This is a genomic window from Mucilaginibacter sp. 320_HR, assembly GCF_059691875.1.
Genome location: NZ_JCAWAI010000003.1, coordinates 356,055 through 377,554, shown reverse-complemented (window position 1 = coordinate 377,554; position 21,500 = coordinate 356,055). Strand labels below are relative to the sequence as shown.

23 protein-coding genes and 1 tRNA gene are annotated in these 21,500 nt (G+C 42.6%); 21 read left to right on the top strand and 3 right to left on the bottom strand.

The features are described 5' to 3' along the window. Positions 1–48 precede the first annotated feature (48 nt). Positions 49–858: a glycoside hydrolase family 16 protein gene (locus tag AC59GT_RS12215; RefSeq protein ID WP_497237896.1), complete on the bottom strand. Its 810-nt coding sequence runs from the start codon at positions 856–858 to the stop codon at positions 49–51. A 743-nt stretch (positions 859–1,601) separates the two neighbouring features. Here AC59GT_RS12215 and AC59GT_RS12210 point away from each other — a divergent pair. Continuing rightward, positions 1,602–2,420, top strand: coding sequence for a reverse transcriptase family protein (locus AC59GT_RS12210; protein ID WP_497237895.1), 819 nt, complete (start codon positions 1,602–1,604; stop codon positions 2,418–2,420). A gap of 11 nt (positions 2,421–2,431) precedes the next feature. On the opposite strand, the gene AC59GT_RS12205 is transcribed toward AC59GT_RS12210, so the two are convergent. Further along, positions 2,432–2,503 (bottom strand) — tRNA-Glu (locus AC59GT_RS12205). A 212-nt stretch (positions 2,504–2,715) separates the two neighbouring features. Between AC59GT_RS12205 and AC59GT_RS12200 the strand changes: the two genes are divergently transcribed. From AC59GT_RS12200 to prfA, 17 genes are all read left to right on the top strand, one after another. Beyond that, positions 2,716–2,997: a DUF427 domain-containing protein gene (locus AC59GT_RS12200; protein ID WP_497237894.1), complete on the top strand. Its 282-nt coding sequence runs from the start codon at positions 2,716–2,718 to the stop codon at positions 2,995–2,997. Further along, positions 2,997–4,385 carry a mercuric reductase gene (locus AC59GT_RS12195; protein ID WP_497237893.1) on the top strand — a complete coding sequence of 463 codons (1,389 nt, stop codon included), beginning with the start codon at positions 2,997–2,999 and terminating at the stop codon, positions 4,383–4,385. Before AC59GT_RS12200 ends, AC59GT_RS12195 begins: the two co-directional genes overlap by 1 nt. Positions 4,386–4,390: 5 nt before the next feature. Beyond that, complete coding sequence (locus tag AC59GT_RS12190) at positions 4,391–5,347, top strand: ABC transporter ATP-binding protein (RefSeq protein ID WP_497237892.1); 957 nt, start codon at positions 4,391–4,393, stop codon at positions 5,345–5,347. Next, on the top strand, positions 5,344–6,912 hold the full coding sequence (locus AC59GT_RS12185) for an ABC transporter permease/substrate-binding protein (protein ID WP_497237891.1): 1,569 nt from the start codon (positions 5,344–5,346) through the stop codon (positions 6,910–6,912). The genes AC59GT_RS12190 and AC59GT_RS12185 overlap by 4 nt, the downstream gene beginning before the upstream one ends. Before the next feature lie 4 nt (positions 6,913–6,916). After that, positions 6,917–8,071, top strand: coding sequence for an ergothioneine biosynthesis protein EgtB (gene egtB / locus AC59GT_RS12180; protein ID WP_497237890.1), 1,155 nt, complete (start codon positions 6,917–6,919; stop codon positions 8,069–8,071). A 43-nt stretch (positions 8,072–8,114) separates the two neighbouring features. After that, on the top strand, positions 8,115–9,080 hold the full coding sequence (locus tag AC59GT_RS12175) for an L-histidine N(alpha)-methyltransferase (protein ID WP_497237889.1): 966 nt from the start codon (positions 8,115–8,117) through the stop codon (positions 9,078–9,080). A gap of 78 nt (positions 9,081–9,158) precedes the next feature. Then, positions 9,159–10,718 (top strand): hypothetical protein, encoded by a 1,560-nt coding sequence (locus AC59GT_RS12170; RefSeq protein ID WP_497237888.1) that lies wholly within the window; start codon positions 9,159–9,161, stop codon positions 10,716–10,718. Positions 10,719–10,726: 8 nt separating this feature from the next. Then, positions 10,727–11,257 (top strand): hypothetical protein, encoded by a 531-nt coding sequence (locus tag AC59GT_RS12165; protein WP_497237887.1) that lies wholly within the window; start codon positions 10,727–10,729, stop codon positions 11,255–11,257. 351 nt (positions 11,258–11,608) lie between these two features. After that, a complete protein-coding gene (locus AC59GT_RS12160; RefSeq protein ID WP_497237886.1) occupies positions 11,609–12,157 on the top strand; it encodes a hypothetical protein in 549 nt (182 codons plus the stop codon). Continuing rightward, positions 12,142–12,714 carry a hypothetical protein gene (locus tag AC59GT_RS12155; protein ID WP_497237885.1) on the top strand — a complete coding sequence of 191 codons (573 nt, stop codon included), beginning with the start codon at positions 12,142–12,144 and terminating at the stop codon, positions 12,712–12,714. The genes AC59GT_RS12160 and AC59GT_RS12155 overlap by 16 nt, the downstream gene beginning before the upstream one ends. A 71-nt stretch (positions 12,715–12,785) precedes the next feature. Then, on the top strand, positions 12,786–13,223 hold the full coding sequence (locus AC59GT_RS12150) for a hypothetical protein (RefSeq protein WP_497237884.1): 438 nt from the start codon (positions 12,786–12,788) through the stop codon (positions 13,221–13,223). Positions 13,224–13,556: 333 nt separating this feature from the next. After that, a complete protein-coding gene (locus AC59GT_RS12145) occupies positions 13,557–14,006 on the top strand; it encodes a hypothetical protein (protein ID WP_497237883.1) in 450 nt (149 codons plus the stop codon). Positions 14,007–14,043: 37 nt separating this feature from the next. Beyond that, a complete protein-coding gene (locus AC59GT_RS12140) occupies positions 14,044–14,277 on the top strand; it encodes a hypothetical protein (RefSeq protein ID WP_497237882.1) in 234 nt (77 codons plus the stop codon). A 27-nt stretch (positions 14,278–14,304) separates the two neighbouring features. Continuing rightward, on the top strand, positions 14,305–15,246 hold the full coding sequence (locus tag AC59GT_RS12135) for an SPFH domain-containing protein (protein ID WP_497237881.1): 942 nt from the start codon (positions 14,305–14,307) through the stop codon (positions 15,244–15,246). Between the two features lie 23 nt (positions 15,247–15,269). Further along, entirely contained in the window at positions 15,270–15,827 is a 558-nt protein-coding gene (locus AC59GT_RS12130) for a DUF922 domain-containing protein (protein WP_497237880.1), read from the top strand. A gap of 54 nt (positions 15,828–15,881) precedes the next feature. Next, entirely contained in the window at positions 15,882–16,640 is a 759-nt protein-coding gene (locus tag AC59GT_RS12125) for a UDP-2,3-diacylglucosamine diphosphatase (protein WP_497237879.1), read from the top strand. Positions 16,641–16,763: 123 nt separating this feature from the next. Further along, complete coding sequence (gene prfA, locus AC59GT_RS12120) at positions 16,764–17,837, top strand: peptide chain release factor 1 (RefSeq protein WP_497237878.1); 1,074 nt, start codon at positions 16,764–16,766, stop codon at positions 17,835–17,837. On the opposite strand, the gene AC59GT_RS12115 is transcribed toward prfA, so the two are convergent. Next, positions 17,834–18,946: an acyloxyacyl hydrolase gene (locus tag AC59GT_RS12115; RefSeq protein WP_497237877.1), complete on the bottom strand. Its 1,113-nt coding sequence runs from the start codon at positions 18,944–18,946 to the stop codon at positions 17,834–17,836. The two genes, prfA and AC59GT_RS12115, sit on opposite strands and share 4 nt — an antisense overlap. A gap of 226 nt (positions 18,947–19,172) precedes the next feature. Here AC59GT_RS12115 and AC59GT_RS12110 point away from each other — a divergent pair, with 226 nt between their 5' ends. The 3 genes from AC59GT_RS12110 to AC59GT_RS12100 all read left to right on the top strand — a co-directional run bounded on the left by AC59GT_RS12110 (position 19,173) and on the right by AC59GT_RS12100 (position 21,496). Beyond that, entirely contained in the window at positions 19,173–20,096 is a 924-nt protein-coding gene (locus AC59GT_RS12110) for an FAD:protein FMN transferase (protein ID WP_497237876.1), read from the top strand. A 137-nt stretch (positions 20,097–20,233) separates the two neighbouring features. Next, positions 20,234–20,566: a hypothetical protein gene (locus AC59GT_RS12105; protein ID WP_497237875.1), complete on the top strand. Its 333-nt coding sequence runs from the start codon at positions 20,234–20,236 to the stop codon at positions 20,564–20,566. A gap of 21 nt (positions 20,567–20,587) precedes the next feature. Beyond that, the gene (locus tag AC59GT_RS12100; RefSeq protein WP_497237874.1) at positions 20,588–21,496 is read left to right on the top strand and encodes a hypothetical protein; all 909 of its coding nucleotides are present in this window, start codon (positions 20,588–20,590) and stop codon (positions 21,494–21,496) included. The last annotated feature ends 4 nt before the right edge of the window (positions 21,497–21,500 follow it).

Sequence of the window (21,500 nt, the reverse complement as noted above, 5' to 3'; positions counted from 1 at the left end):
CCCGGGTGTCCCACTTTCTAAGCGGGACACGCGCACGCTTATTAGGTCTTATTGTTTCTGGTAAACCCGCACGTAATCTACCTCAAATTTCCTTGGGAACTTTGTTGAACTTGGGTCACCGCCATTGTCGCCTCCTACAGAAAGGTTAAGCAGAATATAATGCGGCTGATCAAAGGGGTTTATTTTGGTTCCGTCGTCATTAACCAACTCTTTCAATGCTACGCGGTTCAACAACTCGTCATCAACATACAGGCTGATCTCCGTAGCATCCCAATCCATTCGCCATACATGAAATTTCTTGCTCCAGTCAGGGTCGTTAAAGGTACTGAGCTCCTTTTTCTGGCTGAACCATTTCGGTTGGTAAGCTGTAGCCGTACCCGTGGCAATGTTGGCGAGTAACATATTGCGGTAGTACTCCATAATGTCTATCTCTCCATTGCTGGGCCACTCGCCGTTTACACCAAGGGTCCAGAATGCCGGCCAAAGCCCGGGAGAGGTATCAATCTTTCCACGCATAACAAACCGCCCGTATTTCCAGCTATGCAGTCCGCGTGTATTTAAACTTGATGATGTGTAATTTATGGTTTCAGGAGCAGCGCGCCAATCTTTGCTTTCCGGGTTATAGTTGGGGTTTGGGAAGTCGGCTCTGCGTGCTTCAATTATCAGTTTACCTTTTTTGCAGGTGGCATTATCCGGCTGGTACCACTGCAGTTCGTGGTTGCGGACCAGGCCATGTTCAAAGTTCCAGTTCGCGGTATCCGGAGCACCCTTTCTATCGAACTCGTCCGCCCAAACCAGTTGGTAGCCGCCTGAAGTTTCACCAGACTGGCTCAGGGCAGGCAAATGACTTCCAACCATAAGCACAATAATTAAACAAAGATTTTTAAACATGTCTGTTAATTGACAGGCAATATAGCCGTTTTGCCCCGATGTTAATAAGAGAGTAGCCGTAAAGAAATAAGTTTAAGAATACAAAACTACGATCCATTGACATCAGCAACGTTGTTCCGATTTGGAACTTTAAGCTTTGAAGATGTTACATAACTTTAATAAGCGCAACTCTCCAAGCTATAAGTTATAAAAAAAAGCATACTCCTCTTCCTTATCGATGAGAATAATAATGCCCTATTTTATTGAAGTACGGTGGCATGAATTATTTAAAAATAGATGCGCTTAGATAATGAAAGCTCATTTATAGGTAGTATCTTTAATCAAGTCTTTAGATATCTAATTTGATTCATCACCAAATTTAATGCTTAAAAAAGCTGGTAATCGCTTTGCGGCGGAAACGTAATGAAATCTACAAACCGGGTCTGGAGTTCTCTGAAAATAACATGGTGATGAATGGTATATGCGGCGGAAATAAATCCGAATTAAAAAAAGTACCATGAGAAAGCGAAAACGCATTCGTAAGCAACTAGAAAAATTTTATCTTAAAGACAAAAAGAAATTTTCATTGATGCATCGATTGATTATTAGATCTGCAATTTACGTGTTGAACAAAAAGAAAGACAAGTTTTTACTTACATCTTTAAAGTTAGTCCGTTGTCTTTGTAATCTTTTATCTATCGTCTTCAGGCCCGGTTCATTAATTTTTGCCCATGTTTCAGTCGTATTTGATAAGCACGTTTTTAATAAAAGAATTACGGCAATCACCTGAAAAGTTCTATAGCAAGTTCTTGCGTCCCAAAATGAAGTATGGGTCGCCGCAAATAGATCTGAGTAATAGTACCTGCAGGCTTCGCTCGGTAACTAAGCCGAGCTATTCGTTGAAAGAACTTCAAAAATCTGTAAAAACATACTTAGAGGGTTTTGCTTTACCCAGTTGTATGTATGGTGGTGTAAGGGAAGGCTGCAGTTTTGACAATGTATTATCTCACGTCAACAATCGATATTTTTGTACAATTGATCTAAAAGACTTTTTTGGAAAAATCAGTAATTCTCGTGTTCATCAAACCCTTATTAAGTTAGGGCATAATTGGAATATGGCACGGAATATTACACATATAGCAACCTTGGACGGCTGCCTCCCACAAGGGGCTCCAACATCCAACATATTGGCAAACTTGGTTTTTGCGCCAACCGCATTATTATTAGAAGATTTTTGTAAGGCAAGAAACATAACCTTTACAGTTTATACTGATGATCTCACCTTTTCTTCGTTAAAGAATTTTAATCAATTTATTCCTGAAATAGTTAAAATTTTAAAATGCAATAAATTTCCTGTCAATCACAATAAGGTGCACTATAGGATTAATAATTGCGAAGTAACCGGAATTATCATTGATAGGGGCAAATTGACTTTGCCGGCTAAAATCTTAAAAAACATTAATAAACCGGGAGTTAGAAAGTACATCACATATTTTGACCAACGCTATGAAAAATACCTGGAAAGCAAAAAAGCCGCTCTACTTTCGTAAAGCGGCTTTAGTAGCCCGTAGGGGAATCGAACCCCTGTTGCCAGAATGAAAATCTGATGTCCTAACCCCTAGACGAACGGGCCTTATATAGTTGGCGGTTATCAAAACCGTTTCCCTTATTTTGGGATTGCAAAGATATGTGTTAGCTTCTAATTTTAAAAGAATTTTTGAAGTTTTTTTTAATGCATTGGTTTACAGTAGCAAAAGTTTCTTACATCAAACAAAAACAATCCTTCTACATTATAATTGCGCCTTTGATAGGTATATTTACCTCACATCACTTAGTACACAACTTATGAAAGCAATCTGGAATAACCAGGTTATTGCCGAAAGCAATGATACCATCGTTATTGAAAATAATCACTACTTTCCTAAAGAAAGTGTAAAACAGGAATACTTAAAAAGCTCTGATACGCATACTACCTGTCCTTGGAAAGGTGTTGCGTCGTACTACTCGTTAGAGGTGAACGGCAGCCAAAATACAGATGCCGCGTGGTATTACCCTGAACCAAAGCCAGCTGCTGCGCAAATTGCTAACTATATTGCTTTCTGGAAAGGTGTAAAGGTAACTGACTGATGAAGCAATACGACGCTATAGTAATTGGATCAGGTCAGGCCGGAGGCCCGTTAGCTAAAAAGCTGGCAGCAGCCGGTAAAAAAACTTTGCTGATAGAGAAACGCTATATAGGCGGTACCTGTGTAAACGACGGATGTACGCCCACTAAAACAATGGTTGCGAGTGCCAGGATAGCTTATTTGGCCAGCCGTTGCAACGACATGGGGGTAAAGATCAAAGGTTATACGGTAGATCTTAAACAAATTAAAAAACGGACCCAGGGCATTGTGCTTAAATCGCGCAATGGTGGGCAAAAAGCTATAGAACAGACAGAAGGTCTTGACTTGATATTCGGAGAAGCGTTTTTCACGGGAGAAAAAACAATCACTGTAAACCCAAAAACTGGAAAGGCTCGCCAGTTTAAGGCTGACCTCATCTTCCTGAATACCGGCTGTAAAACCATCATCCCGCATGATATAGATGGCTTAGACAATATAGATTACCTCACGTCGACTTCAATATTGGAACTGGAAAGCGTTCCTGAGCACCTCTTGATCCTGGGGGGGAATTACATCGGACTAGAATTTGGGCAGATGTTTAAACGGTTTGGCAGTAAGGTAACCATTTTGGAAAGATCAGCCCGGCTGTTGGGTCATGAGGATGAAGATGTAGCGCTGGAGCTTACCCATATTTTGGAGGAAGAAGGGTTGAGCATTCTCCCGAATACGAAAGCTATAAAGTTTAAAAATAAAGGAAAGAACCAGGTAACAGCAATTGTTAAAACAGGCGACAAAGAGCAGAAGATAAAATGTTCGCATGTGCTGGTCGCTATAGGTCGTGCACCGCAAACATCCAAATTAGGCCTAAATACGACTGGAGTTGAAGTAGATGAGAAAGGCTTTATTAAGGTAAACGACAAGCTGGAAACCACCCAGGCGGGTATTTACGCCTTAGGTGACGTTAAAGGCGGGCCTGCTTTTACCCACATCTCATATAACGACTATACCATTGTTTACCGTAACCTGGTTGAGGGGCAGAATCTAAGCATTCAGGACCGTCCTGTGCCTTATTGCATGTTTACCGATCCCGAGTTAGGCAGGATAGGGATAACAGAAGCAGAAGCCTTAAAAAAGGGCTTGAACTTTAAAGTAGCTAAACTTCCTATGGCTCACGTAGCCAGGGCCATCGAAACAGGAGATACACGCGGTTTTATGAAAGCTATTGTAGATGCTGATACGAAGCAGATTCTCGGTGCGGCGGTTATCGGTACTGAAGGCGGCGAAATAATGACAGTGCTGCAAATGGCTATGGAGGGTGGAATTACTTACGATCGCATTCGGTATTGCGTATTTGCGCACCCAACTTATTCAGAATCGCTGAACAACCTTTTTATGTCAATAGAAGACTAAAATTAATGATTAAGGTTGAGCATCTCCGGAAATCTTTTGGTGGCAAACGGGCTGTAGATGACGTGTCCTTCGAGGTAAAGGAAGGCGAGACCATGGCGTTGTTGGGTACCAGCGGCTGCGGCAAAACAACTACACTTAAGATGATAAACCGGTTAATTGAACCGGATAGCGGCATTATATCAATAAACGGAAAAGATGTCCTTTCTCAACACCCGGAGGTTTTAAGACGTAGCGTTGGCTATGTGCTTCAAAATAATGGGCTTTTTCCGCATTACACGGTGGCCGAGAATGTTGCCATAGTGCCAAATTTGCTAAAGTGGGATCAGGCAAAAACAAAGGAGCGCATTGATCAACTATTTGATAAACTGCACCTTGGGAGCGAATACCTTAATGCGTACCCTTCCCAGTTAAGCGGCGGACAGCAGCAACGTGTGGGCTTAGCAAGAGCTTTAATGGCAGATCCACCTGTGTTGTTGATGGATGAACCATTCGGGGCGCTGGACAATGTCACGCGCTCAAAGATACATGCTGAATTTAAGGCACTTGACGAGTTGAAACGCAAAACGATCATCCTGGTAACGCATGATGTAGGAGAGGCTTTTGAGCTTGCCGACCGTATAGCTATTATGGATAAAGGCCGTATAATACAGATAGGTACGCCTGCCGAACTCTTGTTTAAGCCCTCAAATGACTTCGTCAAAAGCTTCCTGGATGAGCAGCGCCTGCAGCTGGAGTTTAAAGCAATAAAGGTAGCCGACCTGTGGGACTTACTGCCGGATAATGGCACTGAAAAACCCTCCCAAAAATTGCCTGCGACTATAGATGTGTGGTCGGTGCTGGAGCAATATAAAGGCGAGGAAAACAGCGCGTTGCAATTTTTTGACCATCAAAAATCTGCAAAAACCACACTAATTACGGAGCTGGTAGACGCATTTTTAAAATACAGATCACCAAACGCATGAATCAGCAGCAAACCTTGTGGCAGTTCATGCAACAGCAGGCAGATAAGCTGGCAGTGCAAACCATGCAGCACATCGGCTTGACTTTTATTTCGTTGTTGCTGGCTGTTATGGTGGGCCTTCCGCTGGGCATTTACATCACCCGGAAAAGAAACCTTTCTGGCGTAGTGCTGGGGATCGCCGGGGTATTGCAAACCATACCCAGTATTGCGCTACTTGGTTTTATGATACCCTTGCTGGGGATTGGCGCAAAGCCTGCTATCGTTGCCCTGTTGCTGTACGCTTTGCTGCCCATCATACGTAATACCTACACTGGTATCACAGGGGTAGATCCTTCGGTAAAGGAAGCTGCTGTAGCCATGGGCATGAGCAAATGGCAGGTGCTGTTTAAGGTTGAGCTGCCTTTGGCGATGCCCGTTATACTGGCGGGTATCCGCACGGCAACGGTGATAAACGTTGGGGTGGCCACGCTTGCGTCTTACATAGCTGCCGGTGGCCTGGGCGAATTCATTTTTGGTGGTATATCGCTCAATAATACCAACATGATATTGGCCGGTGCCATACCGGCTGCTTTACTTGCTGTATTGTTCGATTTCCTGCTGTCGCGCCTACAAAAGCTAAATGCCAAAAAAATCCAAGGTGCGCTAAAAGGATTTGCGGTCATAGTAGTACTGTTCTCCTGCTTTTACTTTATACCATCTGCTTATGGCAGTAAACTTACTGCCGGCTTCACGCCGGAGTTTATGGGGAGGCAAGACGGCAACCTGGGCCTTCGCAGCAAGTACGGGCTCAAGATCCACACCATCGTGATTAACGATGCTGTTATGTACAAAGCAGCCCAGGAGAAAGAGCTCGATGTTATCAGCGGCTACTCTACCGACGGAAGGCTTAAGGCCTACGATCTTGTTGTGCTGGACGATGACAAAAAGATCTTTCCGCCATATTATGCGGCACCTATCGTAAGAGCGGACGTGCTCGAAAAATTTCCTCAGTTAGAGAAAACCCTTAACATGCTTTCGGGCCTGATCACCGACTCGATCATGACCGAGCTGAACTACCGTACAGATTACCTGCACCAGCAGCCCGAGCGTGTAGCAAAGGATTTCCTGGTGTCTAAAAATCTGTACCGGCCGGAACAGGGTGTTAGTGAAGGTGTCGTACGTATCGGGTCTAAAATATTTGGCGAGCAGTATATCTTAGCCAATATTTACAGCATGCTCATCAAAGGGTATACAAAGTACGGCGTAAGCACCAAGACCGGCCTTGGCGGCACCAAAATATGTTTTGATGCACTAACCAATAACCAGATAGACTTTTACCCGGAATACACCGGCACCGGCCTGTTGGCCATTTTGCAGGCTCCGCAGCAAACAGTGAACAGCCTGCAGGGAAACCGGGATGCCACTTACAATTACGTGCAGCGCGAGTTTAAAAAGCAGTACAACATTAAATGGTTAAAACCAATAGGCTTTAATAATGCGTATGCATTAATGATGCGACAGGCACAGGCCAAACAGCTGCACATTAAAACAATTTCTGACCTTAAACGCTATTTAGATATCAACTGATACCATGGATTTAGCCGATTGTTATTTTAAGGTACGCCGGCGTACCGAAGAGATATGCGCCCCTCTGCAAACTGAAGATTACGTGGTACAGCCCACGGTGGATGTTAGTCCCCCCAAATGGCATATTGGTCACACCACCTGGTTCTTCGAAACTTTTATACTTAAGCCTTATTTTATGGGCTACCAGGAGTTCGACCCTAACTACAACTATGTTTTTAACAGCTACTACGAAACGGTAGGAACAAGGGTTATACGTACCGACAGGGGAAACCTGAGCAGGCCTACGGTATTGGATATACAAAGATACCGAAAATATGTGGATGATGCCATGGAGAACTTCCTGTTGTGCAATCCGATAAGTGATGACGTAAGGGAACTGCTGGTACTGGGCTTTAACCATGAGGAGCAGCACCAGGAGCTGCTCATGACGGATATTAAGTACATCCTGGGGAATAATCCTCTTTTTCCTGCTTATTCACCCACCTATGTAAAGCCTAAAGCTATTGCATCTGACAGTAACGAGTGGGTAGAAATGGGTGAAGGTGTTTATGAGATTGGCTTTACGGGAGGAGGGTTCAGCTTTGATAATGAACTGAACAGGCATAAGGTATACTTAAACGAATATTCAATCAGCCCAACGCTGGTTACCAATGCCGAATACCTGGAGTTTATAAACGCCGGCGGTTATCACGATTTCCGCCACTGGCATGCCGCCGGGTGGGATTGGGTAAATACCAATAAAGCAGAAGCGCCCATGTACTGGCATAATATAGATGGGCAATGGCATCAGTATACTTATCATGGGTTAGAGCTGTTGCACCTGCACGATGAGGTTTGCCATATCAGCTACTACGAAGCATATGCGTATGCTTCTTGGAAAGGTATGCGCCTGCCAACAGAATTTGAGTGGGAAGCGGCCGCAACACGCTTTAGCTGGGGCAACCGCTGGGAATGGACAGAAAGCGCTTACCTGCCTTATCCCGGTTTTGCTAAAGCGCCTGGCGCTATCGGCGAGTACAACGGCAAGTTTATGGTGGGGCAAAAAGTATTACGCGGCGCGTCTGAAGCTACTCCGCCAGATCATAGCCGCATTACTTACCGCAATTTTTTTCAACCCGAATTACGCTGGCAGTTCACCGGCATAAGGCTGGCCAAATAAACAGATACACTACCAAATGGATTGCAATACCCTTGATAACAAAATGCCCCAAATTGAACTGAACAACGCCAGCATGCGGTTTTACGACGACGTGATGCGTGGCCTGTCTGCCACACCTAAACGGCTCGACTCTAAATACTTTTACGACAGTGTTGGTGATAAGCTCTTTCAGGACCTCATGAACTGTGATGAATATTACCCTACCAATTGCGAGATGGAGATATTCACCCGGCAAACAGCAGAACTTGCGAAAGCAATAGCCGGCAACGGTGATGCTTTTGACCTGATCGAGCTGGGCGCAGGTGATGCGGCAAAATCATCGCACCTGCTAAAGTATCTTATTGAGCAGCAGGCCAATTTTACCTATCTGCCGATAGATATCTCGGAAAATGTAATATCATACCTCAATATCACGCTGCCGGTAACTTTACCCGGCATTAAAATAGAAGGTTTACAGGGTGAGTACTTTGATATGCTGAAGAAGGCGGCGGCAATTTCGGGCAGGCGCAAGGTGGTGATGTTCCTTGGGTCGAACATCGGGAACATGCCCGTTGACGATGCACATGGTTTTGTCCGGGTACTGCGCGATCATCTTTCGGCGGGTGATATGGTGCTGATAGGTGTCGACCTGAAAAAGAACCCAAAAACAGTTTTAGCAGCTTATAACGACAAAGAGGGTATTACCAAACGGTTTAATATCAACCTGCTTAGTCGTATCAACCGTGAACTTGGGGGTAACTTTGATGTAGATAAGTTTGACCATTACCCTACTTACGACCCGGAGACAGGTGCTTGCAGGAGCTACCTTATCAGCCTGGCCGATCAGCAGGTAACCATAGGCAGCGAAGTGATCTCTTTTAAAAAGGATGAATACATCTACATGGAGATATCTCAAAAGTACGCCATAGAACAAGTGGATGCCATGGCCAATGCAGCCGGCTTTAAACCCGTTGCCCAACTTACGGACAGTAAGCAGTGGTTTGTGGATGCGGTTTGGGTAGCGAAATAGTTGCAATTATTTTTATTTCGATTGCGTAAGTGTTAATTGTAATTGCTATGTTGCGTTATAATTAACCTGACCAGCACAATGAAATATTTTCTCAAGAACAAGCCGCTTACTTTTGGCCTGCTGCTGTTTGTTATTGCAACTTGCTTTACGTTCTACAGCTGCCGTAAGGATAGCATGCACGGAGGGATGGCTGAAAGCGAAGAAGCATTAGCAACCCACGGAGTAAACTTAAAAGTAATTCAGCAAAAGTATAATAACAGTATTGCTCAAAACCTTAAAACGTCTTCTGTAACTCCAGATCAATTAAAAAATATAGTAGGAAGCATTGATGTTGACTGGAGCACCTTTGTGCTTTATAACAATGCCGACAGCAGCCAGACCATTGAGTTTAGCGTGCCTGACGACCACAGCCTTTTGCTGCCCGGAAGAGCTGTAGATACCGCGAAATACCGTAGTAAAACCAGCGCTGTTTTTATTCTGAAAAGTGATACCGTGAACGCTGCATTTTTTATGAAGACGGTTGAAAACGGAACCACCCCGGGGTATGTGTCTACGTTGACCGATTTTCACTACAAGCATATACCCGAAGGTTTTAGTGGTAACGTGCTTTATTTTACGCTGGGCCGTAATTTTATAAACGGTTATGCCTTTGTGGGTGGGAGCATAAGCAAAGCCCTGTCAGTAAGCGCAATCGTCGGTTCGCAACAGGTAAATAGCACAAGGCCAGTAAAAACTGATACTTATAGGTACGTAAACTGTACCGAAGAAACATGGGATATTTACTATACAACCATTTTTGAGGGTGTAGTTACACACCGCGATTATGCATATAGTGTTACTTTTACATATTGCGATTTAGCGGATGACGGTGGTGGAGGCAGCTTTCCGCCGGGTGGCGGCATCACCGGCGATGGTGGAGTGAATCCTAATTTACCACCGCCTTGCCCACCAGCTCCCGCGGTGGCAGCTGTAAAAGGCAAAATTATTATAAACTTAATGCCGGGCGGCGGCGGAGGTAGTGGTGGCGGAGGCGGTGGTGGTACCACGCCGTGTGTGGTGCCGCAGCCAACACCCACCGTGCCGACAATTACAAACAATGTTAAAAACCCCTGTTTGAAAAATATGGTAAATTCAACTATCTCAGCTGGTGTTAGTAATCAAATTAATACTTTAATTCAAAATGTTTTCGGTTCCAACACAAAAGTGAACCTGACCTTTATTGACGTTACAACACTGGATGCTGAAGATAAAGGGTATACGCCTACATCGTATTACGACGCTAACGGGAATTTAAATGAAGAAATACAACTAAATGCGAATTCATTGCCCAGCTGCTCTCAGGAGTTTATTGCAACCGTAATCATGCATGAGGCTTTACATGCCTATCTAGATTCAAAGAACGTAGCGGACGCATTACAGCACGATAAGATAATAGATTACGTTACTAAAATAGCAGCTTCATTGAAGCAAATGTTCCCTGCTTTAACAGATCAAGATGCAAAAAATCTATCTTTAGGTGGGCTGTGGATGACTGAATCTTTTAAAAATACAATTGCTAAAGACATGAGTTTGTCAGGAAGTTACGAGGCTACTCAATTAGCTTACTCAATAGGTTCGACCGGAACAAGGTGCAATTAAAAAATAGGATGAGAAAACTCGCAATAACTATATCACTAGCATTCTTTTATTTGCTTAACACAGGTACTTTAAAAGCTCAAGATAAAATTTTAGAGGCTGAAAAGTACAAACATACTCCTGCTGACAGTATGCTGACTCAATTCTATAATAAGGTTTACAATTGTTTTTATACTCCGGCTTATTGGCGTACTAAAACCAGCACCTATACCCTGCTGAAAATAGATATTGATAAAGATGGTTTAGTTACAGCTATTAAATTTTCAGATAGTGCTGATCCTGATTTTCTACGGGCTTTCTCATCAAGATCTGCTCTGCCTGATGAAAACGCTACACTCGCCAGGTATGCCAGGGCAATGTCCTATAAAAGCACCTCGCTTATGATCCCGGTAAGTTTTGAACCTGATTACCCTAATCAGAAAAAAAATATTAGCTACGATGAATTGGAGAACATCACCAAATTTAATGGGAAGAGTGTAGAAGGGTCGGTACAGTATCTCAGGCCGATGTATATACGGGTATCTAATAGAGGGAATATGTAAGCTTCTAGTCAATAGGGTTTTTACTGTAATCAAAATAAAAGAACTTCCTTTTTTCGAAAAAGTCAATTAGTGATTATTAATAAAATGCATAAAGCGGAAACGCTAGAACAAAAGTGTAATCCTTAATTGATGATCAATGAAAAAATAAATTGTTCTTTTAGCTCTTCTGTTATTTAAGCTTACGTCTACCTTAGCTCCTAATGATAAGGTTTTTATCATTAGGAGGAATCCAATTTACAAATGAGTTTAGAAACAAAATTTCGACAGACATGGGTTTGCTAGGTAGCTTTGAGGCTATAAATCTAGCCTATGCTATCGGCGGATCAGGAACAAGATGTAATAATTAAAACTATGAGGGAATATTTAAAACTGCTTATTCTACTGCCTCTAACTTTAACCATATCGGCACGCGGACAAAGTATTGCTAAAAGTGGGCCAATTAACAATACTATTTCAAATAAAGGCGATAAAAGTGTTTATGTTGACAGTCTTACAAATCAATTTAGAAATTCCGTTTTTAGGGTGTTAAATGATCCTCATTATTGGCACAATTTCCTTACTGAGACTTTTACCTTTATTAAGGTTGACATAGATAACATAGGAATGGTTCAGAATATTAGCTTTTCGGATAGTGCCGACAGCTCATTTGTTAACGAATATTCGAGGAGGCTTAATTTTGATGACCTTAAGCCCACCCTAAGTGAATATGCAAAAGCAATGTCCTATAAAAGTCTATCGCTACTTTTGCCAATAACCTATATCCCTCAGCAAAGGGGTAAACGTGCCATTGATCCTGACGCACTTAACAGAGTGATGATGTTTAATAAAAAGGAATTTTCCGGTAAAGCAGTCTTATTACAACCTGTAAGGATGACGGTAATGGCATGGGGAAATATGTAATAATTGCAGCAATACTTTGGATGACTTACTCGCCCTGCCTTGGTCAACAAAAGCCTTTGACTGTAGCTGATGCAGGTGAAAGGATAAACACGATTATAAAGCAACATTATAAACCAGACTCAAGTGCTGTTAAACAAACCTGCAGAGAGGGTTTCTTTTTGATGAAATTGTTGGTAGACAATCGTGGGAAGATATCGGGAGTACATTTTAGTGCTGATACTTCTTGGTTTGTTAACGAGGCCCTGGTAAAATCATTGAGCTTTATAGAAAAGGATAAGGAACTGATATCAACTATAAAGAAATGGCACAAACCTATTGTTATACCAGTACAGTACCTGTATAATCGTGGGTGTAAACCCGCCTTTAGCACACCGCAGAGTACCCTGGAAGACAGGTATAAAGCTGCGATAGCTTCTTTACAAGCTATTAGGAGCAGCCAGCATTATCTGGAGGATATTTACCATATGGCAGACTTTGGTGAACATGGCAAAAGTAGTTTTGAATGTATCCTATTGAAGCCTTTGTATTTCGAAGAAAATGAGCCGCCCGGCTATTAAGCCTATTTTTCGGTAATGTTAAAATGATGCGGTAACGGGATTAATTACTTTCTGCAACTATAATTAATAACATGAATAGATTATCTATATTTTTTGTGATATTTTTTTTTGCATGTTGTAATAGCAGTAAGATTAATAACAGCAAACGTGATACTATAGAAGTTGTAAATAGTGTATATCACTCAAGCGAGCTTCTAGAGGACATCCCGGATACTATTAATTCCGTAAGTATTATTAAAACTAGCCCGGTAAACTCCTCGTGGCCAACAAATGCTGGTAGGTTAAAGATCTTCTATATCGCTGATACGGACTTCAATACTAAGCCTCCCCAACAAGGAGACAACATTGCTACGGGCCCAATCAGATATGCAGTAACTAAGTTTGAGATTGCAGTTGATTCTGCAACAGTTATCCTGCATGGTATCGATCATCGTATTGATTATAAGTTCAAGTTAATACGGCGAAATGGTGTTTGGTCCGTCTCTAAAAGCAACAAAGTATTTGAATAGATCTTGTTTGTAAGGTATGTTTATAGCGGTTGTTTTGATTTACCTTTTTGCAGGGCGGTTTAATAATTTAACGGTTAATATTGAAGGTGGTTTGGAATAGGTTTTAACCGATAATTGTTGGGAACTTTGGAATCTACTTAATTGGCGTATTCCATTGGCGGGTCGGGTTCAAGATGTAATAATTAACACATGAGAAAGTACTTAACTACAATTACAGCAATTTTATTTTTGCTCATAAGCCTAGTTGCTAATGCGCAAAAACAAGATAATGTGGGAGCTCGAGGTGATCAAAAAACAAATATCAAATACAAGAAGGCTTAAATGTTAAGGTAGATGAAAAAGTTTTCCGCCATTATTCTCATGTTTTCTGTATGCAGATCATTTGCGCAGGATATCCGTCCAACGTACTTCTTAATGGATAGCTCGCAAACAAAAAATTGGAAAACTTTTGATGATGCTCCGTACAGATACTATCAGTTAACATCTCCTCGTTTAAAAAATGGCGGACAACTTGTCTGCAGCTTTAATGTTAACGATAAAGGATTCAAAATACCTACAGGAAACTTAATCAAGTATCCTCTGGCCAGTACTGAGCTATTGTTGATAGTAGCTGAAGAAAGCATCAGATACAATAACTATAATCGTTCTTCAATTTATTTGATACTTGCTGAAGGAAATTCCCTGGTTCTGCATAAGGTTAAAGTTCAAAACACAGACAGGGGTGTAGATAACCCCGGGGTTCTGGTTCAACCGCCGGCCGCTATAAAGCAAAAAAGTAAATAGCGTCAGTATTGTGACTATAAAAATCGTTGCTGGCATCATGTTATCCGTTTTTGTAAATTGTAAGAGCAGCAACTTAAACAGCAAACGTGATACTGTAGAAGTTGTAAATAGTGTATATCACTCGAGCGAGCTTGTAGACGACATTCCGGATACTATCAATTCCGTTAGTATTGTTAAAACTAACCTGGTAAACTCCTCGATAACCGAAACACTTTCCTATTCGCCGCTCATCAAATACTTACTTTATAAAGGTTGCGCATCTGTTTATTAGCGCTATCTTTATTAAAATTAAACACCAATGTCGCCTACATCTCTTATTGTATACGTTTTAGTTTTCTTCCTTATCATTATTATTCTTTCGTCTTTTGTAACGGTTAAGCAGGGTACAATTGTCGTCATTACCGTATTTGGAAAGTATCGCCGCATTCTTACGCCAGGGCTCAATTTCAAAATTCCACTTATCGAGAATATCTACTCTAAGATATCTATCCAAAACCGTTCGGTAGAGCTGGAGTTCCAGGCCGTAACGTTTGACCAGGCGAACGTGTACTTTAAAGCCATGCTGCTGTATTCGGTACTGGATCAGCAGGAAGAAACCATCAAAAATGTAGCTTTTAAGTTTGTAGATGAACGCAACCTGATGCAGGCTTTAATACGCACTGTAGAAGGCTCAATCCGCGCATTTGTGGCCACTAAACGGCAAAGCGAAGTGCTAATACTTCGCCGGGATATAGTTGAGCACGTAAAGGAACAATTGGATACTATACTGGAAGGCTGGGGCTACCACCTGCAGGACCTTCAGCTTAACGATATCACGTTTGATGATGTGATCATGAAATCAATGAGTCAGGTAGTGGCATCAAACAACCTTAAAGCTGCTGCCGAGAACGAAGGCCAGGCCCTGCTCATCACCAAAACCAAAGCTGCCGAGGCTGATGGTAACGCTATTAAAATTTCTGCTGAAGCCGAACGGCAGGCAGCGCAGTTGCGCGGGCAAGGTATAGCACTGTTCCGCGAGGAAGTGGCTAAGGGTATGACATCCGCTGCAAAGGAAATGCAGACCGCCAATATGGATACTTCCGTTATACTGTTTACCATGTGGACGGAATCCATCAAACACTTCTCTGAAAACTCCAAAGGTAACGTCATCTTCCTGGATGGATCCAGCGACGCAATGCAGCGCACCATGAAAGAAATGATGGCTTTAAACCATTTACATACCGAAGCAGTCAAAAAGTAAATTTTTTTACTTTTTAGGCTATAATGGAATTCAAACTATTAAGGATAAGCTGCGTACTTGCCCTCTTTATGCTTGCTGCTACGTCGCTGTTTGCGCAGCCATTCAGGCAGCTCACCCCGGCCGATTTTCAGGGCTATCCAAAGGTGAACAACCGCGGGGTGGTGGCTTATACCAATTGCACTATCGATTTTCATTTCCAGGCTTCACATGAGCATGGCCAATACCGGCTCAACTTTACAGTAAGGCTAAACATGAATAATGATAAGTCGTGGATCAATCGCTCACTTATTGGCGATAGGGGAAACCTGGCCGAAATACTGAAGCACGAGCAGGGCCACTACAACATAGCTTACCTGGAGCAGCAGGAGGTGTTACGTACCATGAGCCGCAGCCGCTTTACATCAAATTATCAGCAGGAAGCAATGGCTATTTTTAATGAAATTGATGCCAAATACAAGCAGCTTAACATTAATTATGACGCAGATACCGAGCATAGCACCAATAAGCTACAGCAAAAAAGCTGGGATACTTACTTTGCTAAACGACTGGAGTTTGCACCGCCGGTAAATGCAGGTTTATAGTCGTTACATGGCCTGATTTGAAAGCTGTAGATTATTGGCGTACTTTTGAAGAATATGCCAGTGCGTAATAAGCTATATTTTGCGTCCGACTTCCATTTAGGCGCTGTTAATTACGAGTCATCCAGGGAACGTGAAGATCGCATTGTCCGCTGGCTCAATACGATTGCACCTGACGCTGCCGAACTGTTTTTAGTAGGGGACATTTTTGATTTTTGGTTTGAATATAAAACTGTAGTGCCTAAAGGTTATATCCGCTTTTTGGGCAAGCTGAGCAAAATGGCAGATGCGGGGACTAAAATCTATTTTTTTAAGGGCAACCACGATATGTGGATGTTTGATTACCTCGAAAAGGAACTAAATGCAACCATAGTTTCTAATGAACTAAGCATAGAACGTAATGGTAAGCGTTTTTACATCCATCATGGAGATGGTCTTGGTCCCGGCGATAAAAGCTATAAATTTTTAAAAAGGGTATTTCGCAGTAAAATTTGCCAGTGGCTTTTTGCAAGAATACACCCTAACCTGGGCGTTGGTATTGCCAACATGTGGTCTGGTAAAAGCAGGATGGAGGGCAATCGCACGCAACATTTGCGGGCGCACGAACAGGACTGGCTAGTGCAATACTCGAACGAGGTACTCGCCAAAAGCCATTATGATTACCTGATTTATGGGCACCGCCACTATCCGCTTGATGTTACGCTTTCGCCACAAAGCAGGTATATAAACCTTGGCGAATGGGTTAACTACAGCACCTATGCAGTATTTGACGGAGAAACCGTTACGCTACAACATTTTGAGCCGGCAAGAAAGTAGGTGCGATTTTACAATACGCTGAGTACAGAAGGAAGTATTTTGCGTATTTTTGCATGTTGTTCTGCGTATTTAGCTTATTGTTTTTAGCAATAGGTTAATGTTTGCAGATGATTAATTAAGAAGATGTTAGAGAAATTAGAAGCGATATTTCAACGCTGGAAGACAGTTGAAGGTGAGTTGAGCAGCCCTGATGCCATGGCTGATATGAAACGTTTTGCCCAGCTGAATAAAGAGTATAAAGATTTGGCGAAGATTGTTGACGAGTACAATAAATACCGCAACATCATGAGCAATATTGACACCAATAAACACATACTCGCAACCGAAAAGGACGACGAGTTCCGCGAGATGGCAAAAATGGAACTGGATGAGTTACTAGGTCAGCAGGAGGAGATGGAAGAAGCCATTCGCCTGATGCTGATTCCTAAGGATCCGGAGGACTCTAAGAATGCCATTATAGAGATCCGTGGTGGTACCGGCGGCGACGAGGCTGCACTTTTTGCAGGCGACCTATACCGAATGTATATGCGTTATTGCGAAAAACGCGGCTGGAAAACAGAACTGGTAGATTACACCGAAGGTACATCAGGCGGGTACAAGGAAATTGTATTCAATGTAAATGCTGAAGATGCTTACGGCAATTTCAAATACGAATCCGGCGTTCACCGTGTACAGCGTGTACCAGATACCGAAACACAAGGCCGTGTGCATACATCTGCAGCTTCGGTAGTGGTATTACCAGAGGTTGACGAATTTGATATTGACCTGCAGGTGAGTGATATTCGTAAAGACCTTTTCTGTGCATCAGGGCCAGGCGGTCAGTCGGTAAACACCACCTATTCTGCCGTGCGTTTAACGCACATTCCTACAGGCATTGTTGCCCAGTGCCAGGATCAGAAATCACAGTTAAAAAACTACGATAAGGCTTTACAGGTATTGCGTTCACGTGTATACGAAATGGAGCTGCAAAAACACCTGGAAGAAACTTCTAAAAAGCGTAAGACAATGGTTTCCACGGGCGATAGATCAGCTAAGGTACGTACTTATAACTACCCTCAGGGCCGTTTAACCGAGCACCGTATCGGCCTTACCATCTACAATCTCCCCGGCGTTATGAACGGCGACCTGCAGGAGATAATGGAAGCGCTGCAATTTGCAGAAAACGCCGAAAAATTGAAAGAAGGTACGGTCGCTTAATGCGCTCTAAATATTAATCCTCCGCCGAGGTAATCACAGTCACTGCCATGGATATAGGCTTTAACCTGTAAGGCCATCCATGGGAGTATGTAGTACTTCACGCCCGGCGTCCAATAGGTTTTTATCGGGGTAGTGCTATTGTAGTGCAGGTAATAACCGTAGTTCGCCATTATAGCCAGTCTGCCAAGCCATACATCAGCTCCAACGCTAAGACCATAACGCCACCTGTCGTAAGATGTACCATGGTACTGATAAGTTGGCTCAAGATTGGTGAGTGGGTCGTTGTCCGGATGATATAGGTTGTGATAATATACCGCATCTCCGCCGGCTTTCAAACTAAAAACCGGGCTAAGCCGATAGTTGTATGCTGCGCTAAATCCGTTTTTGTATAATCCCCCGCTAGATTGCTGTTTCCCGCGCCGCCCTATATCAATGCCAAATTCAAATGAATGCTTATAGTATGGTTTGAATGCACTTTGACTTGTTGCCGGTCCTGGTGTATTTAAAGTCTTGATAATACCTAAGGACGCCTCTATGGTGTTTACCCCGTTGTTAGGTACCCTTACTGCAGAGTTAGAATAGTGAAGGATGTCTACCCCACCTTTTACAGCAATTGTCTTACTAACAGGGGCAATTACTGCCAGGCCGGCTTGCGCGGCGAGATTTACGTGGCTGCCAATAAGCGGATTGCCATTCGAGTAATAAGAGCCGGTTGAATACGCGAAACCTAAAGCAGGTGTAAAAACAAGGGAGGTCCGGTCAATAGTAAATACAGGTATCTGCAGCCGCCCCAGGAATGTATAAACATCTCCAAGTGAATGCGAAACATTGCCAGATTCGTCTACAATATCTACTCTATTAAACGTGCGGTAACCCACAACGGCATTAATTGCTGAAATGTTTAATGCATTAATATATGGCGCTTTGTTGTTTGCCATATTGAAATGATAGGATAGTTCGGTTCCCAGTAAATGCCCTGGTAACATGTACTTCTCGGCAGTAAAAGAACGTAAACCAATTAAGCCGTTGAGCTCTATCTTGTTTGTGTTTTGTGCCATTGACGCCATAAACGTGCACAGCATTGCCATTAAAAGAACAGTTTTTCTCATAGAAAAATATTGCAGATACCGGAGGTAAGGGATTCAAGTGGTTTCGCTTGAATGTTATAGGAGTATTTGGAATTGTTAGTCGGCAAGGTAGCATAATAAATCAGTAGTGTAGCTTTTCATCTCATTTTCATGATGCACCTATACTTTAGCAGGGTTAGGTTCCGGATGGTGTGTTTTCTTTAGCACTGTTTGTAACGTTTTTAGCTGTACGTAAATCTATAGGCATATGCTGGAAGTAAAGAGTTTAACTAGTAATAAAACCATATTTGGGCACTCTGCCGAACTGATGGGCAGTCGTTTTGAAATAAGTGTCGTTTCGGATGAGGAAGCTTTGGCCAACCAGCAGGTGGCGGCAGCACTGGACGAGATTGATCGTGTAGGAGAGCTGTTAAGTACCGTTGCTAATGACAGCAAAATAAACGAAATAAACCGAAACGCGGGTTTAAAGCCGGTAAAGGTGGATAGCGAAATATTTAGGCTGGTAGAACGCTCTTTGCAAATATCGGAACTTACTTATGGTACTTTCGACATTACCTATCCTTCTGAGCAACCAATAATAAATAATGCAAAATCAGCCAGGCGCAAAGCTATTGTTGCCAGTTACAAGAATATAGTACTTGATGCTGCTAAACAGACCGTGTTTCTTAAGAACAAGGGTATGCGCATTGGCTTCGATGCTATCAGCCGTGGCTATGCTGCTGACAGGGCCAAGTACATTTTGCAAATGAGTGGTGTAAGCAGTGGTGTTATCAATGCTGGCGGCGACTTGCTTAGCTGGGGACTTCAGCCAGACAACACGCCGTGGACCATAGGCGCTGCCGATCCTTCACAGGCACACCAGCCCTTTGCGGGCTTAAACATAAGCAACATGGCCATTACAACATCTTTTAACAATGAAGGTGTTAATGCTGTAGCCCCTAATAAAATAGCCGGCAATATCAATCCGGAAACAGGCTTTGAGGTAAGTAAAATTAAAAGCGTAAGCATTATTACACCAGGTGCAGAACTTGCTGATGCAATGGCGCTGCCTATTATTGCAATGGGCATTAATGCAGGCCTGTATCTTATTAACAAGCTTAATCAAATGGCTTGTATTATAATTGACGATCATCAGCGGGTATATACATCCAGGGCGGTAAGCCTTGCCTGACATAAAGCTTAACGCGTTGGTTAATTGTTATATTTACCCCTACTAAATCAATTTTTATAGTTAAAATTTTACCGTAAATACTTCATTTACAAAGCGGCTTTGTGACCCTTGTAAATAATAATTTTCTTTCCTTTATAATGATAAAGCGGCTCCTTTATATTGTGTTATGTATTATATGGGCGCCGTGCCTCTTATCTGCAAAAAGCATTATTTTCACTAAAAATAATTTCCCCGGCTATGCTATACGCCCGGGTACGTCGTTATTGCAGGATACCACCAACAAAGCCAAACAACACGACGAGGATAAAAAGAAGATAAAGGAAGTAGCTAAAGCAAGAAAACAACCAAAGCCCGAGAAGATAGAAGAGCTTGACCCGCTTACCGGTAAGCCTAAGGTGAAACCTAAGCGGCAACGGCGGCCTGAAGGGCTTGAGCGCCCACCTGAAATACCAAGAAGAAATAATAATTAATATTAAGTTTACGCACTATTAATGAAATACTTCGGCATATTGGTTCTGTCTTTTATTTGCAACACTGTAAATGCGTTAGGGCACCCGCTTGTGCCAGCTTTGGAAGCGCTGGTAAGCAATGTAAGCGCCGATACAACCCGGAAAGACACCGCCACCGAAGCCGCGCCTGTACGCAAAAATTCACTTTCGGCTGGGATAAACTATGGTAGTGACGCATTGTTCTTTGGCCGTACAGGTCCTTACAAGTACCCCTTTATGGCTGCGGATGCAGTTATCAACTATAAATCAGGATGGTTTGTTTATGGGTCGGCACTTAAGGTTTTGGGCTATAATGCCGCCACGATAGATGAGGTTGATGTGGGTGGGGGATATTATTATAGGGTGTCAAAAAAAATTACCGGGAACGTTAGTTATACTCGCTTTATATTCAATAATAAGTCTGAGATAATTAAATCAGCATCATCAAACGACATTAACTTAAAGAATGCTGTTGACTGGGGGCCGTTTAAAACAACCCTGATCGGAGATTACCTCTTCGGTAAGTCACACGATATTTTTGCAACTGTAAGCAATTCCAAATACTGGGAAAGCAGCTGGAACATTTTTGATGACCAGGATTATCTTTCCATCAACCCAGCCTTTACCTTTATTTTAGGTACGCAAAACTTTGTGCAACGATATTCCATCGATCATAAGTATAGATTAGAAGCAAATAACATTTACATCCGTAATGAGAACGGAGCCGGCGCAAGGGCCAATGCGCGGTTTACCATGCTTAACTATAGCATAAAGGTGCCTGTAGCATATAACCGCCCACATTATACAGTAGAGTTTTCCTACAAATACTCCATGCCGGTGAATGTAGAGGGGGCATTAATGAACCGCAGGGAATCGTTCTACAATCTTACCTTTTATTATATTTTTTACTGAAACA

What these genes read in the sequence shown, in the direction of transcription:
- AC59GT_RS12150 (WP_497237884.1), top strand. Translation starts at nt 12,786, where the DNA reads ATGAATAGATTATCTATATTTTTTGTGATATTTTTTTTTGCATGTTGT.
- AC59GT_RS12195 (WP_497237893.1), top strand. Translation starts at nt 2,997, where the DNA reads ATGAAGCAATACGACGCTATAGTAATTGGATCAGGTCAGGCCGGAGGC.
- AC59GT_RS12135 (WP_497237881.1), top strand. Translation starts at nt 14,305, where the DNA reads ATGTCGCCTACATCTCTTATTGTATACGTTTTAGTTTTCTTCCTTATC.
- AC59GT_RS12145 (WP_497237883.1), top strand. Translation starts at nt 13,557, where the DNA reads ATGAAAAAGTTTTCCGCCATTATTCTCATGTTTTCTGTATGCAGATCA.
- AC59GT_RS12210 (WP_497237895.1), top strand. Translation starts at nt 1,602, where the DNA reads ATGTTTCAGTCGTATTTGATAAGCACGTTTTTAATAAAAGAATTACGG.
- AC59GT_RS12215 (WP_497237896.1), bottom strand. Translation starts at nt 858, where the DNA reads ATGGTTGGAAGTCATTTGCCTGCCCTGAGCCAGTCTGGTGAAACTTCA.
- prfA (WP_497237878.1), top strand. Translation starts at nt 16,764, where the DNA reads ATGTTAGAGAAATTAGAAGCGATATTTCAACGCTGGAAGACAGTTGAA.
- AC59GT_RS12100 (WP_497237874.1), top strand. Translation starts at nt 20,588, where the DNA reads ATGAAATACTTCGGCATATTGGTTCTGTCTTTTATTTGCAACACTGTA.
- egtB (WP_497237890.1), top strand. Translation starts at nt 6,917, where the DNA reads ATGGATTTAGCCGATTGTTATTTTAAGGTACGCCGGCGTACCGAAGAG.
- AC59GT_RS12190 (WP_497237892.1), top strand. Translation starts at nt 4,391, where the DNA reads ATGATTAAGGTTGAGCATCTCCGGAAATCTTTTGGTGGCAAACGGGCT.
- AC59GT_RS12105 (WP_497237875.1), top strand. Translation starts at nt 20,234, where the DNA reads ATGATAAAGCGGCTCCTTTATATTGTGTTATGTATTATATGGGCGCCG.
- AC59GT_RS12185 (WP_497237891.1), top strand. Translation starts at nt 5,344, where the DNA reads ATGAATCAGCAGCAAACCTTGTGGCAGTTCATGCAACAGCAGGCAGAT.
- AC59GT_RS12155 (WP_497237885.1), top strand. Translation starts at nt 12,142, where the DNA reads ATGGGGAAATATGTAATAATTGCAGCAATACTTTGGATGACTTACTCG.
- AC59GT_RS12175 (WP_497237889.1), top strand. Translation starts at nt 8,115, where the DNA reads ATGCCCCAAATTGAACTGAACAACGCCAGCATGCGGTTTTACGACGAC.
- AC59GT_RS12160 (WP_497237886.1), top strand. Translation starts at nt 11,609, where the DNA reads ATGAGGGAATATTTAAAACTGCTTATTCTACTGCCTCTAACTTTAACC.
- AC59GT_RS12200 (WP_497237894.1), top strand. Translation starts at nt 2,716, where the DNA reads ATGAAAGCAATCTGGAATAACCAGGTTATTGCCGAAAGCAATGATACC.
- AC59GT_RS12165 (WP_497237887.1), top strand. Translation starts at nt 10,727, where the DNA reads ATGAGAAAACTCGCAATAACTATATCACTAGCATTCTTTTATTTGCTT.
- AC59GT_RS12115 (WP_497237877.1), bottom strand. Translation starts at nt 18,946, where the DNA reads ATGAGAAAAACTGTTCTTTTAATGGCAATGCTGTGCACGTTTATGGCG.
- AC59GT_RS12170 (WP_497237888.1), top strand. Translation starts at nt 9,159, where the DNA reads ATGAAATATTTTCTCAAGAACAAGCCGCTTACTTTTGGCCTGCTGCTG.
- AC59GT_RS12140 (WP_497237882.1), top strand. Translation starts at nt 14,044, where the DNA reads ATGTTATCCGTTTTTGTAAATTGTAAGAGCAGCAACTTAAACAGCAAA.
- AC59GT_RS12130 (WP_497237880.1), top strand. Translation starts at nt 15,270, where the DNA reads ATGGAATTCAAACTATTAAGGATAAGCTGCGTACTTGCCCTCTTTATG.
- AC59GT_RS12110 (WP_497237876.1), top strand. Translation starts at nt 19,173, where the DNA reads ATGCTGGAAGTAAAGAGTTTAACTAGTAATAAAACCATATTTGGGCAC.
- AC59GT_RS12125 (WP_497237879.1), top strand. Translation starts at nt 15,882, where the DNA reads ATGCCAGTGCGTAATAAGCTATATTTTGCGTCCGACTTCCATTTAGGC.